Raw genomic sequence first — 13,506 nt, 5'->3', positions numbered from 1 at the left:
TGCTCCTCCGCTCCCTCAGCCCGGCAAAGGATACTCTTTTGCCGAAGCGTCTCGAAGGGATGAGATCCGGTGCAGTTCAACGTGAGACCCTACGTATGCGGCGCTCTCGGCCGGATCGACACAGCCATACTCGGCAAGCTGACCGCCGCGGGCCCGCGTGTGCGGCCTGCGCTCCAGACGGCCGAAGCCGCGCTGTTCAGCTCCACGCCCCTGCCCCCTTACCACCGGGCCGGGGAGTCGTACGCGTTCGCCTGGGGCGAGCGCAGGCCCAAAGCCGCCGACGACTGGATCACGGTCGCGGAGACGTACGAGACCCCGGGCCTCATCGGCGACTCGAGCAAAGTCACGCTCCACACGGGCGCGCTGGGGCTGGTGGACGTCTACTACGTGCGCCAGGGCGACGCGGTCTACTTCTCCTCGCTGATCCAGCCGCTGCTCAGCCTGGTCCCGATCACGATCGACTGGTCGGCGTGGGCCTCGATCATCCAGGTGACGTTCCCGCTGGGCGAGGCGACGCCGTACACCGAGGTCAAGCGGCTGACCGGGGCGAGCGCGCTGGTGTGGCAGCACGGGCGGCTGGCCACCGAGCGGCGGCTGCCGCGCTGGCTGCGCACCGAGCCCTACGAGGCGTGGGTCAGCCCGCAGGAGATCGTGGAGCTGCTGCACACGGTCTACGAGGAGTACGACGGCCGCAAGCTGCTGGTGCCGGTCAGCGGCGGCTACGACTCGCGGCTGCTGGCGAGCGTGGCCAAGGCCCGCGGCGCGGACGTCGAGTCGTGGACGACCAGCCCCGACGACGGCACCGACACCGACATCGCCTTCGCCAGGGCGATCACCAAGGAGCTGGGCATCCCGCACCGGGTGATCACCCAGGACGCCGCCGGCTACCCGGCGGACGCCGCCGAGGTGGCCCGCAGGCTCGAGTACCTGACCCCGCACCACGCCTGGTACGCCCCCTTCGCCAAGGAGGTGCACGGCGCGGGCCGGATCCTCGTCGACGGGCTGGCCGGCGGGCCGCTGCTGAAGAACTTCATGGTCAGCGGGGCCGCGCTGGAGGCCAGGACCCAGGCGGAGCGGTCGGCGGCCGTGCTTGGCTCCCTGTCGCTGGGCGCGCCCTCGCAGCCGTTCCTGTCCGAGGCCGCCGCGCAGTGGATGGAGGAGAGCGTGCGGGAGCAGTTCGCCGCCGCCACCTCCATGCTCCACGGCCACCGGGCCGAGCTGCCGCTGTCGGTGCTGCACACGAGGACCGTGCGCGGCATCGCGCGCTCGGCGGTCAACCTGGTGGGGCCCGAGGCGTCGTTCGCGGCGCCGTTCATCCACCCGGAGTTCTTCGACGCCGCGCTGTCGGTCGGCGTGGCCAGAAAGGACAAGGGCCGCTTCTACCGCGAGGTGCTGTACGCCGCCAATCCCAGGGTGGCCGCCCTGCCGTCCACGAACGTCGTCAAGCAGCCGCTCCAGCGGGTGCCGCTGCGCTCGACCGCCGCGCCGGCCCGAAATTATGCGCACAGCATGCTGGAGACGGTTGTGAACCGTGTGCCCGGATTGCTCTCGGAGGAACTGCACGAGGTGATCGCCGGCGGGCCCGACGCGCTGACCAGGTTCAACGGCTGGAATGACCGCTTCTGGGTGCGCGGATTGGTACTCTTCGGACTCTGGTTGAGCGACTTCGAGAACGACGTCGCGGACCTTGCGACACCTTTTTGATGAACTCTCGGTAACAGTGCGATTACATACGGATCTCGTGGGTATTAAACCTTGCACAGCAGAAGCGGGTTCCGGAAAGCCGACGGGCTGGTAGTGTTCGGCCCGTAAGCGCCGCACAAACGGGCACCGGATCACAAATCCGATCCCGTTGTAGGGCAGTGGAGTTCGCAGGGATGACGACTCCACGCGGCGCGGTCACCAGCAGAACGCCGGGGCAACCGGTGACTTCGTCCTGCCCACATCTCTTCCTGTGAGCGACATATGATCAACGCATCCCCATCGCCGGAGCCGATCTCCGAGGCGTTCGTCTCGGAAGACCCAGCCTGGTACAAGCGGGCGGTGTTCTACGAGGTTCTCGTCCGGGGGTTCAAGGACTCCAACGGCGACGGCACCGGCGACCTGCGCGGCCTCATCGAGAAGCTCGGCTATCTCGAGTGGCTCGGCGTGGACTGCCTGTGGTTGCTGCCGCTGTACGAGTCGCCGCTGCGCGACGGCGGCTACGATATTTCGGACTACATGAAGATCCTTCCGGATTTTGGGGATCTGGGGGATTTCGTCCGGCTGATCGAGTCCGCCCACGAGCGCGGCATCCGGGTCATCACCGACCTCGTGATGAACCACACCAGTGACAAGCATCCCTGGTTCCAGGCCTCCCGCCACGACCCGGAAGGGCCGTACGGCGACTTCTACGTGTGGTCGGACGACCCCGGCGGCTACCCCGACGCGCCGATCATCTTCATCGGCGCCGAGGAGTCCAACTGGACCTACGACCCCGTGCGCAAGCAGTACTACTGGCACCGCTTCTTCCACCACCAGCCGGACCTCAACTACGACAACCCGGCGGTCCAGGAGGCCATGCTGGAGGTGCTGCGGTTCTGGCTCGACCTGGGCATCGACGGGTTCCGGCTCGACGCGGTCCCCTACCTGTTCGAGCGGGAGGGCACCGCGTGCTCCGGCCTTCCGGAGACGCACGCCTACCTGAAGAAGATCCGCGCCGAGGTCGACCGTCTCTACCCCGACCGGGTGCTGCTCGCCGAGGCCAACGGCTGGCCGGAGGACGTCGTCGAATACTTCGGCGACCCCACGACGGGCGGTGACGAATGCCACATGGCCTTCCACTTCCCGCTCATGCCGCGCATCTACATGGCGGTGAAGAAGGAGACCCGCGAGCCGATCTCCGAGATCATGTCGCGTACGCCGAAGCTGCCGGAGAACGCCCAGTGGGGCATCTTCCTGCGGAACCACGACGAGCTCACGCTCGAGACGGTGACCGAGGAAGAGCGCGACTACATGCACAAGGAGTACGCCAAGGACCCGCGCATGCGCGCCTACCTGGGCATCCGCCGACGTCTGGCCCCGCTGCTCGACAACGACAGAGACCGGATCGAGCTGTTCACCGCGCTGCTGCTGTCGCTGCCCGGCTCGCCGATCATCTACTACGGCGACGAGATCGGCATGGGCGACAACATCTGGCTGGAAGACCGCGACGCGGTGCGCACGCCGATGCAGTGGAGCCCCGACCGCAACGCAGGCTTCTCCACGGCCGACCCCGGGCGGCTCTACCTGCCGGCCGTCATGGACCCCATCTACGGCTACCAGGCGGTCAACGTGGAGGCCCAGCAGCGCCACGAGGGCTCGCTGCTCCACTTCACCCGCAAGATGCTGGAGATCCGGCGCAGGCACCCGGTGTTCGGCATCGGGGCGTACACCGAAATGTGGTCCTCCAACCCGGCCGTGCTCACGTTCGTGCGCGAGGACGGCGACGACGTGATGCTCTGCGTGAACAACCTGTCGAAGTTCCCGCAGCCGGTCGAGCTGGACCTGCGCAGGTTCGAAGGACTGATCCCGGTCGAGGCGCGCGGCGGCGTGAAATTCCCGCCGGTCGGCGAGCTGCCGTACCTGCTGACGCTGCCCGCCCACGGCTTCTACTGGTTCGCGCTCAAGCACCCCGAGGCCGTCGCGGAGGACGTCAGCGGGACGTGACCGGCACCTGGGCACGGGCCGCCCGGCGCGCGGGGATGAGCGCGACCGCGAGGGCCGTGCCCACGGCCGCCACCACGGCGAGCGCCAGCGTCAGGGCCGAGGGCGGGCGGCCGATGCCCGCCCCGACGCCGCTCGTGTGGCCCTGCAGGTCGATCAGCCCCGTCACCACGGACATGCCCGCCGCGGCGCCCGCGCCGACGCCGAGCACGACCAGCAGGCCCGTGCCCGTCACGAGCGTGGCCATGACCTGGCGCGGCGTCAGCCCCATGGCCTTCAGCACGGCCAGGTCGAAGGCGTGGTCGCGCAGGCCGAGCGCGCTCGCGGTGAGCAGGTTGGCCAGACCGATCAGCGTCAGCACGGCGATCAGCGCCACGATCACCACCCTGATGACCGCCAGCCGGTCGGCCGGGTTGACCGCGGCCTGCACGTCCAGGCCCTCGGCCGAGTCGGCCAGCAGCCGGCCGCGCACCTCTGCCTGGTCGGCGCCCGGCTTCAGGGCGAGCGCATAGAACTCCGGCGGCACCGCGTCCTTGGCCGCCAGGCTGTCGAGCCCCACTGACAGCACCTCGCCGTCCAGGTCGGGCTCGACGGTGCGGCCGACGACGCGGACGATCAGCGGCGTGCCGCCCACGGTCAGCCGCACCCGGTCACCGATCTTGATTCCGAGCAGGTCGAGCAGGCCCTGCCCGGCCACGGCCTCGCCGGTCCTGTCGTACATCCGGCCCTCGACCACGGGGAACGGGTACGGCTGCGTCGAGGTGCCGATGGCCCGCACCCGGACCGAGCGGGCCATGCCCGGCGCCAGCGCGTTGACGTCGGTGCCCGGGTAGACCGCGGCGACGCGCTCGTCCTGCTCGGCGATGCGCTTGGCCTCGGCCGACTCCAGCTTGCCCGGCCTGACGTACAGGGAGGCGTACTGGCCCACCTGCTCGGGGTGGTCGGCGAAGTCGTCCAGCGTGGCCCACACGCCCAGCCCGATGGTGATCATCATCATCGGCACGGCCAGCCCGAACGCCGTCAGGAACGCCGGCACGCGCCTGGTGAACGCGTCCCTGGTGCCGAGGACGAGGGCGGGCGGGAGGCGTACGAGGAGGGCGAGCCTGGCCAGCCTGGACAGGCGGCCGCGCGGCGGCGAGGACGGCACGTCGGGGATCGGCGGGGTGCGCCCGCCGCGCCAGGACGGCAGCCCCACGGCGGCCAGCACCACCAGCGCCGTGCCGCCCACGATGGCCAGCACCGGCGCCGGCGCCACGGACGTCGCGCCGAGCATGAGGGCCATGACGCCCCAGCCTGCGACCGCGCCGATCGCGACGCCGAGCAGGCCGAGCGCGCCGTGCTCGACCAGGAGCAGCAGCGCGACCTGACCCTTGGTGAAGCCCATGGACTTGAGCGTGGCCAGGTCACGCAGCTGGCCGAGCACCCGGCCGCCGGCCGCGTTGGCCAGCGCGAGCGCGGCCGCCACCAGCCCCACCACCCCGAACAGCGCCAGCAGCGTGCCGAGCAGCCGGTTGTCGAGCTCCATGGCGGCCCTGACCTCGCGCCAGGTGTAGACCCGCTGCAGCGCGTCCTCCAGCATGACGACCACGCGCTGCGAGACGACCTGCGTGGCGTCGGGGTCGGAGAGGCGCAGCCCGGTCACCCATTCGCTGCGGCCCAGCATGGGCTCGATCCGGTCCAGCATGGCCGGCAGGACGTAGGCCAGGCCGGGCGTCCACTGCGGGTAGAAGCCCTGCTCGGCGGAGTCGGCGATGCCGCGTACGTACAGGGTGTGCCGCTCGCCGCTGAGGGCGATGACCGTCAAGGGCGCGCCGACCCCGAGCCGCAGCGCGGTCGCGAACGACCGCTCCACGACCACCCCGTCGGGCTGGGCGGCGTCGAGCCACCTGCCCTCGGTCACCAGAGGGTGCGCCACCTGCGGCGGCGTGGCCGGCATCGCGCGCAGCGCCGCGGGCTCCTTCCCGCCGTCCTGGGCCACGGTCACGGGCGCCGACCGGTACGGGCCCGCGATCTGCGTCACGCCGTCGATGCCGCCCACAGCCGCCCGCGGGCTCTCGTCGGTGTAGAACCAGACGTGGGCCCCGTCGGTCTGGGCGAACAGGCTCCGCCACGGGTTCGTGCCGTCCTCCAGCAGGGTCGCGGCGGTGATCAGCGCGGCGACGATCCCTGCCACGGCCAGCACGGTCAGCGCCGCCTGGCCCTTCCTGGCCCGCAGGTCGGCCTTGATCCAGCGGCTGCCCGCCAGCGCGGCGCTCACGACTCTCCCACCGCCCTTCCCCGCTTCGCGACGCCCCCGGTCCCCGCATGATCAGCGTCGGCCCGGCACCCTCCACCACACGCCTCATCGGAACGCGGCGGGATCGCCGCAGGCGCAGACGGCGGCCGCCTACGACTGCGGCGCGCCGCCGGGCGGCGGGGAGGGGTGGCGCTCGCCGGAGGCCCATGTCCGCATGCGCCGTGCCACTGCCCCGCGCGAGCGACGCGGCGCGTCCGCGACGCCGCCCGGCCGGGCGGAGCGGCACTCGTCAGATCGACCCGCGCACCGTGCCACCGCCCCACGCGACCGGTGACCCCGACGTCGCCGGAAGCGCGACGTGGAGGCGCCGACCGCACAACCCGGCGCCCGCCCAGCACGCGACGTGAGCGGGCACGGTCGTCGGGTCGGTGGCGTGGCGCTCTTACGAACCGCTCGGTCGCGCACCCGCGCTCACCTGGCGATCCTGCCGCCGTCCCAGGCCCGGGTGCCGGCGTCAGAGGACGGGTGCGAAGGCGGTGGGGCGGGACGGCGGTCATCGGAGATCGATCACCTCGCCGGCCGTGCCGGTGCGGCGGCGCGCGATGCGGCCGTCGTCGACGATCTCCCCGTCGAACAGCGACACCAGCCGGTCGGCCAGGCTCGCCACCCGGGCGTCGTGGGTGACCATGACGATGGTCTGGCCTTCTTTGTGCACCTCGCCGAGCAGGCGCAGCACGTCACGGGTGTTGCGGCTGTCGAGGTTGCCCGTCGGCTCGTCGGCCAGCAGCAGGCTGGGCTGGTTGGCCAGCGCCCTGGCCAGCGCCACCCGCTGCTGCTCGCCGCCGGACAGCTGGGCGGGCGCGGCGTCGGCGCGGTCGGTGAGGTTGAGCGCGGCCAGCAGGCTCTCCCTGCGCTCGCGGGCCACCTTGGGCGAGGCCCCGGCCAGCAGCGCCGGCAACTCGACGTTGTCGCCGACCGTCATGTTGGCGACCAGGTTGAAGAACTGGAAGACGAACCCGATCTTCTTGCGCCGCAGCACCGCCCAGGCGCTCTCCGAGAGCGTGTCGACCCGCTTGCCGTCGAGCCAGATCTCGCCGCTGGTCCTGGTGTCGAGCCCGCCCAGCATGTGGACCAGCGTGGACTTCCCCGACCCGGACGGTCCCATGATCGCCACGAACTCGCCCGCTTCGACCTGCAGGTCCACGCCCCGAACGGCGGGCACGGGGACCGCACCGTCCTGGTAGATTTTGACCAGATTGACCGTTTTCACAACCGAGGTCATGCCAGATCCTCCTGGCACCGCTCCAGCCAGTCAAGATCGGCCTGCAGGTGGAGCATGGCCCCCTCGATGAGCAGCACGGCCACCCGGTCGGTCGGCGCCGTGCGCGACAGGAGGTCGTTGAGGTCGCTCATGAGCCCAAGGTAGTGGCGGCGCTGCCGGTTGATCAGCGCCATCCGGTCGGCGATGCCGGTGAGCGGCGCGAGCACGAGCTTCATGAAGAACTCGTCGCGCACCCTGGGCCCTTCGGTGGGCTCGTCCACCCAGGTCGTGAGCACCTCGCGGCCCTTGGCCGTCAGATAGTAGACCTTCTTGTTGGGCCGGTTGGACTGCTCGACGTCGACGGCCCTGACGAGGCCGTCCTTCTCCAGCCTGCCCAGGGTCACGTAGATCTGCCCGATGTTCGGGGAGGGATAGGCGCTGCCGAAGGTCTGCTCGAGCGCCTGCTTGAGCTCGTAGCCGTGAGCCGGCTCTTTCGCCAGGAGCGCCAGCAGGTGAAGCCGCACCGCCCCACCTCCCCACCATGTTACGAATGCGTTACGCAGTTATCCGTTGACCATCAGATTACAGGTGTGCATAACATGAATGCATCTACCTAACACGTATGTAACCCCTCTGAACTCGGAGGAAACAGAGTGTTTCGCTCGCTCCCGCTCATGCTGGCCGTCCTCCTGGCGACGGCCGGCTGCGCGGCGGCGGGCGACACGGGCGGCGGCGACACGGGGACGGGCGGCACCGGGCCCATCACGTTCGCCACCGGCCGCGACACCACGGCATACCTGCAACCCCTGCTGGATCGCTGGAACCAGGCCCACCCGGCCGAGAAGGTGACGCTGCTGGAGCTGCCCGAGGCCGCCGACGAGCAGCGCGCTCAGATGGTGGCCAACCTCCAGGCCCAGAGCAGCCGCTACGACGTGCTGGGGCTCGACGTCTACTGGACCGCCGAGTTCGCGGAGAACGGCTGGATCATCCCCCTGGAGCGCGGGTTGTTCCCGCTCGACAGGTTCCTGCCGCCCGTCGTGGAGACGGCGGTCTACAAAGGCAAGCTCTGGGCCGTCCCCTACACGAGCAACGCGGGACTGCTCTACTACCGGACCGACCTGGTCAAGAAGCCGCCGCGGACGTGGGCGGAGCTACGCGACCAGGCACGAGAAATCACGAAAAAACACAATATTGAAGGCTACGCGGGGCAGTTCCTTGCCTACGAGGGATTGACCGTGAACTTCTCCGAGGCCGTGCAGTCGGCCGGTGGGCAGATCCTCAGCCACGACGGCACGGAGGTGACGCTCGACCTGGCCAAAGGTGCGATCGCGCTCGACTTCCTGCTCCAGGGCCTGCGCGAGGGCTGGATACCCAAGGAGTCGCTGAGCTTCAAGGAGGAGGAGTCACGCCTGGCCTTCCAGGAGGGCAGGCTGGCCTTCGCCCGCAACTGGCCGCACGCCTACGGGCCCGCCAAGGCGAAGCTCGGCGACAAGCTCGGGGTGACCCGGCTGCCCGGGCTCGACGGGCCGGGCTCCAGCACGCTCGGCGGCGCCAATCTCGCCATCAGCGCCTTCTCCAAGCACCAGCACACGGCGCAGGAGTTCATCCGCTACTTCACGAGCCTGGAGAACGAGCGCCGCGTCCTCACCGAAGGGTCGTTCCCTCCGGTGTGGACCGAGCTCTACGACGATCCCGACCTGATCAAGCGCTTCCCGTACCTGCCGGTGCTCAAGGAGAGCATCCTGGCCGCCAAGGCCCGGCCGGTGAGCGCCAACTACAACCAGCTGAGCCTGGTGATCGCGAGCTCGGTCGCCAAGGCCCTGAGCACCCCCACCGCCGAGACCGCCGACGACGTCGCGGCCTCCATGAAATCCGAACTCGAAGAGATCATCAGAACCCAGTGAGGCAGCCATGCGAAAAGTCAGAGCAGCCGCGATCCTTGCGGGGCTCGCGGTAGCCGTCGCCGCCTGCGGCAACGCGCCGACGACGACGCCGCCCACCGCATCGGAGTCCGCGCCGGCCACCGGCGGCGCCAAGACTCTCCAGGGCGTGAAACTCGAAGTCGCCGCCAAGTGGACCGGCGCCGAGCAGAAGAACTTCGAGCAAGTGCTCAAGGCCTTCTCCGACAAGACGGGCGCCCAGGTGACGTACGCCTCCACCGGTGAGGACACCGGCGCCTACCTCGGCCCGCGCATCCAGGGCAACAACCCGCCCGACGTGGCGATCCTGCCGCAGCCCGGCCTGGTACAGCAGTACGCCGACCAGAACGCGCTCAAGCCGCTGAACGACGCCGTCATCAAGGAGATCGACGCCAACTACACCCCCTACTGGAAGGAGCTCGGCTCCGCCGACGGCAAGGTGTTCGGCGTGCTCATCAAGGCCGCGCACAAGTCGCTGATCTGGTATAGGTCGCAGGCATTCGAGGACGCGGGCGTGCAGCCGCCGACGAACTGGGACGAGCTGATCAAGGCCTCGCAGACCATCGCCGACTCCGGCACGCCGCCCCTGTCGCTGTGCGGCGCCTCCGGCTGGACGCTGACCGACCTGTTCGAGAACGTCTACCTCTCCACCGCCGGCCCGGAGAACTACGACAAGCTCTCCAAGCACGAGATCCCGTGGACGGACCCGACCGTGACGACCGCGCTGGAGAAGATCCAGCAGCTCGTCGGCAAGCAGGAGTTCATCCTCGACGGCACCTCCGGCGCCATGCAGACCGACTTCCCGGCCTGCGTGACCAAGGTCTACGGCCAGGACAAGGCCGCCATGGTCATCGAGGCCGACTTCGTGGCCACCGAGGCCAACCAGGCGGGCGCCAAGGTCGGCGAGGAGGCCAAGTACGTGCCGTTCCCGAAGGTCGGCGACACCGCGCCGGTCATTCTGGGCGGTGACGTGGCGGTCGCGATGAAGGACAACCCCGGCGCGATGGCGCTGCTGCAGTTCCTCGCCTCCGCCGAGGGCGGCGCGGTCTGGGCCAAGCTGCCCGGCTACCTGTCGCCCAACAAGAACGTCTCCCCCGACAACTACCCCGACGAGCTGACCAAGCAGCTCGGACAGACGATCATCTCGGCCGGCGACACCGTCCGGTACGACATGTCGGACCTGGCGCCCAGCGCCTTCGGCGCCACCGACGGCAAGGGTGAGTGGAAGGTGCTGCAGGACTTCGTACGCAACCCCAACGACATCAAGGGCGCCCAGGCGGCGCTCGAAGCCGAGGCCAAGAAGGCCTGGAAGTAAAGAGGCAAGGCCGTGACCGAACGGTTGGACGGCCCGCGGGTCCCCTCGGAAGAGGGGACCGCTTCCACACGGGCTGATACCCCCCACGTGCAAAGACGCCTAGGTCCGTCGCCCAAGGTGGCCATCCTGTTCATACTCCCGGCGGCCGTGCTGCTGGCCGTCTGGGTGGTCTACCCGATCTTCTACTCGATCTACCGCAGCCTGTTCGACGCCTCGGGCACGGGGTTCGTGGGTCTGGGCAACTACACGACGATCTTCTCCGACCAGAGCACCTTCTACACGATCATCCACAACCTGTGGTGGGTGGTGCTGGCGCCCATCGTGGTGACCGTCCTGGGCCTGATCTTCGCGGTGCTCACCGAGCGCATCAAGTGGGCGACCGCGTTCAAGTTGATCGTCTTCATGCCGATGGCCGTCTCGCTCATGGCGGCCGGCGTGATCTTCCGCTTCGTCTACGAACAGGACCCCGACAAGGGCATGGCGAACGCCGTCCTCACGGTGATCGCCAGCCCCTTCGCCAGCGAGGGTTATCCGGACGCCAGGCCGTGGGGCAACGCCAAGTCCCCGATCCAGGCGCAGGACGGCGCGATCGTCACCAAGCAGCAGGTGCAGGCGGGCACCCCGGCGCTGATCCCGATCGTCGGCATCAAGCAGCCCGACGTCCCCGCCGACGCCCCGGTCGCCAAGCCGGCCGCGGGCCCCGGACTGACCGGCACCGTCTGGTTCGACTTCACCAGGGGCAGCGGCTCCAACGGCGCCATCGACGGCTCGGAGAAGGCCCTGCCCGGCATGACCGTGGAGGCCGTGCAGAACGGCAGGGTGGTGGCGACCACCACGACGGCCGACGACGGGACTTTCCGCTTCGAGGAGATCCAGCAGGGCTCCTACACGCTGCGGTTGCCAAAGGAGAACTTCCAGGCCTCGTTCTCCGGGGTGTCGTGGCTGGGTCCGGCGCCCGTCTTCGCCCCTGAGCTCGGGCTGCACATCGTCACGATCTCGATCATCCTTGCGTTCGTCTGGGTGTGGGCCGGGTTCGCCATGGTCCTCATCGCTGCGGGGCTGTCGGCGATCCCACGTGACGCGCTGGAGGCGGCACGCATCGACGGAGCCACGGAGTGGCAGGTGTTCCGCAGGATCACCGTGCCACTGCTGTCGCCCGTCCTCCTGGTGGTCTTCGTCACGATGATCATCAACACGCTCAAGGTGTTCGACCTGGTGTACATCATCGCCCCGGCCTCGGTGCAGCCACAGGCCAACGTGATCGCGTTGGAGATGTGGCGGGTGGCGTTCGGCGGAGGGAACAACCAGGGGCTGGGCAGCGCGCTGGCGATCGTCCTGCTGATCCTGGTGATCCCCTTCATGATCATGAACATCCGCCGGTTCAGGAGGGAAGGCACATGACCGCGGCCACTGTCACGGCTCCCGCGGAAGCCCACGCGGGTGCCCCGCGCAGGAGCGTGGCCACCCGGATCGTCGATCGCATCGGCGGCGGCGCCGTACAGGTGATCATGATCTTGCTCGGCCTGTTCTGGCTGGTGCCGACCCTGGGGCTGCTGGTCATCTCGCTGCGGACCAACGCGGTGAACGGCGCCGAGGGCTGGTGGACCGTCTTCACCAAGCCCGCCGAGCTCACGGTCCAGAACTACCAGAACCTGCTGTCGAGCGGATTCACCACCTCGTTCTGGAACACCGTGCTCATCACGGTCCCGACCACGGTCCTGGTCATCGGGATCGCCGCCATGGCCGCCTACGCCTTCGCGTGGGTCGAGTTCCCCGGGCGCGACCTCGCGTTCCTGGTCGTCGTCGGGCTGCTGATCGTGCCCATACAGATCGCGCTGATCCCCGTGGCCTCCATCTACGGCGGCACCGGGATCTTCGGCTCGATACCCGGGGTGGTGCTGTTCCACGTGGCGTTCGGCCTGCCCTTCGCGATCTTCCTGCTGCGGAACTTCTTCATCGGCATTCCCGCCTCGCTGCTGGAGGCCGCCAGAATGGACGGCGCCTCGGAGTGGAAGATCTTCGCCTCGGTGGTGTTCCCGCTGGGCAAGCCGGCCATCGCGTCGCTGGGCATCTTCCAGTTCCTGTGGGTGTGGAACGACATGCTCATCGCGCTGGTCTTCGCCGACACCGGCAACCAGCCGATGACCAAATACCTGCAGTCTCAGATGCGGCAGTTCGGCTCCAACACGGACATCCTGTCCTCCGGGGCGTTCCTGTCGCTGATCATCCCGCTGATCCTGTTCTTCGCGTTCCAGCGGTACTTCGTGCAGGGCATGATGGCCGGCTCCGTGAAGTAGGCCTCGGCCAGGCGCCCGCCTCGCGAGGGCGGAGGCGGGCGCCGTGATCATTCTGGTACGGCGAGAGGCGACGTTTCGGCCTCAAGCCGTACCAGACCTAGATAAGCTCAACGGCCATGGCCGGTCGTCCACTGAACGAAGTCGTCGAAGCCGGATGGGCCACAGCGCTTGCGCCCGTCGCCGAGCAGATCGCACAGATGGGCGAGTTCCTGCGCAAGGAAATCGCCGAAGGCAGGCAATACCTCCCCGCGGGCCAGCACGTGCTGCGTGCGTTCAACCAGCCCTTCGACGAGGTCAAGGTGCTGATCGTGGGCCAGGACCCCTACCCCACGCCGGGCCACCCGGTCGGACTGTCGTTCTCGGTGGCCCCCGACGTGCGGCCGCTGCCCGGCAGCCTGGTCAACATCTACAAGGAGATGGAGACCGACCTCGGCCTGCCGCGGCCCTCCAACGGCGACCTCACCCCGTGGGCCGAGCAGGGGGTGCTCCTGCTCAACAGGGTCCTCACCGTGATGCCCGGCAAGCCGGCCTCACACCGCGGCAAGGGCTGGGAGCAGGTCACGGAGCAGGCCATCCACGCCCTGGTGGCGCGGGACAAGCCGATGGTGGCCATCCTGTGGGGCCGTGATGCCCGCAACCTGGCGCCGATGCTCGGCCGGGTGCCGCGCATCGAGTCGGCCCACCCCTCGCCGCTGTCGGCACGCAGCGGCTTCTTCGGCTCGCGGCCCTTCAGCCGCGCCAATGAGCTGCTCGTCCAGCAAGGCGCGACGCCTGTGGAGTGGAAGCTGCCGTGA

10 protein-coding genes are annotated in these 13,506 nt (G+C 69.2%); 7 read left to right on the top strand and 3 right to left on the bottom strand.

Annotated features, from left to right (window positions below; genetic code table 11):
* The first annotated feature begins 81 nt into the window (after positions 1 to 81).
* Both ID574_RS20840 and treS read left to right on the top strand, forming a co-directional pair.
* The gene (locus ID574_RS20840; RefSeq protein ID WP_223166912.1) at positions 82 to 1,704 is read left to right on the top strand and encodes an asparagine synthetase B family protein; all 1,623 of its coding nucleotides are present in this window, start codon (positions 82 to 84) and stop codon (positions 1,702 to 1,704) included.
* Between the two features lie 261 nt (positions 1,705 to 1,965).
* Positions 1,966 to 3,687: a maltose alpha-D-glucosyltransferase gene (gene treS / locus ID574_RS20835; protein ID WP_188190595.1), complete on the top strand. Its 1,722-nt coding sequence runs from the start codon at positions 1,966 to 1,968 to the stop codon at positions 3,685 to 3,687.
* On the opposite strand, the gene ID574_RS20830 is transcribed toward treS, so the two are convergent.
* The 3 genes from ID574_RS20830 to ID574_RS20820 all read right to left on the bottom strand — a co-directional run bounded on the left by ID574_RS20830 (position 3,674) and on the right by ID574_RS20820 (position 7,705).
* A complete protein-coding gene (locus ID574_RS20830) occupies positions 3,674 to 5,941 on the bottom strand; it encodes an ABC transporter permease (protein WP_188190594.1) in 2,268 nt (755 codons plus the stop codon). The two genes, treS and ID574_RS20830, sit on opposite strands and share 14 nt — an antisense overlap.
* Positions 5,942 to 6,473: 532 nt before the next feature.
* The gene (locus tag ID574_RS20825) at positions 6,474 to 7,202 is read right to left on the bottom strand and encodes an ABC transporter ATP-binding protein (RefSeq protein WP_188190593.1); all 729 of its coding nucleotides are present in this window, start codon (positions 7,200 to 7,202) and stop codon (positions 6,474 to 6,476) included.
* Complete coding sequence (locus tag ID574_RS20820; RefSeq protein ID WP_188190592.1) at positions 7,199 to 7,705, bottom strand: PadR family transcriptional regulator; 507 nt, start codon at positions 7,703 to 7,705, stop codon at positions 7,199 to 7,201. The genes ID574_RS20825 and ID574_RS20820 overlap by 4 nt, the downstream gene beginning before the upstream one ends.
* Positions 7,706 to 7,834: 129 nt before the next feature.
* Here ID574_RS20820 and ID574_RS20815 point away from each other — a divergent pair, with 129 nt between their 5' ends.
* The 5 genes from ID574_RS20815 to ID574_RS20795 all read left to right on the top strand — a co-directional run bounded on the left by ID574_RS20815 (position 7,835) and on the right by ID574_RS20795 (position 13,506).
* Positions 7,835 to 9,085, top strand: a complete 1,251-nt coding sequence (locus ID574_RS20815) for an ABC transporter substrate-binding protein (protein WP_223166911.1) — start codon at positions 7,835 to 7,837, stop codon at positions 9,083 to 9,085.
* 7 nt (positions 9,086 to 9,092) lie between these two features.
* Positions 9,093 to 10,415, top strand: coding sequence for an ABC transporter substrate-binding protein (locus tag ID574_RS20810; RefSeq protein ID WP_188190591.1), 1,323 nt, complete (start codon positions 9,093 to 9,095; stop codon positions 10,413 to 10,415).
* Between the two features lie 117 nt (positions 10,416 to 10,532).
* Entirely contained in the window at positions 10,533 to 11,816 is a 1,284-nt protein-coding gene (locus ID574_RS20805; protein ID WP_223166910.1) for a carbohydrate ABC transporter permease, read from the top strand.
* Positions 11,813 to 12,712 carry a carbohydrate ABC transporter permease gene (locus ID574_RS20800; RefSeq protein WP_188190589.1) on the top strand — a complete coding sequence of 300 codons (900 nt, stop codon included), beginning with the start codon at positions 11,813 to 11,815 and terminating at the stop codon, positions 12,710 to 12,712. Before ID574_RS20805 ends, ID574_RS20800 begins: the two co-directional genes overlap by 4 nt.
* A gap of 116 nt (positions 12,713 to 12,828) precedes the next feature.
* A complete protein-coding gene (locus ID574_RS20795; RefSeq protein ID WP_188190588.1) occupies positions 12,829 to 13,506 on the top strand; it encodes a uracil-DNA glycosylase in 678 nt (225 codons plus the stop codon).

This window comes from Nonomuraea sp. SYSU D8015 (assembly GCF_008065375.1).
GTDB lineage: Bacteria > Actinomycetota > Actinomycetes > Streptosporangiales > Streptosporangiaceae > Nonomuraea.
Note: the sequence above shows the minus strand (reverse complement) of the source record. Positions and strands in the feature narration are given on the sequence as shown.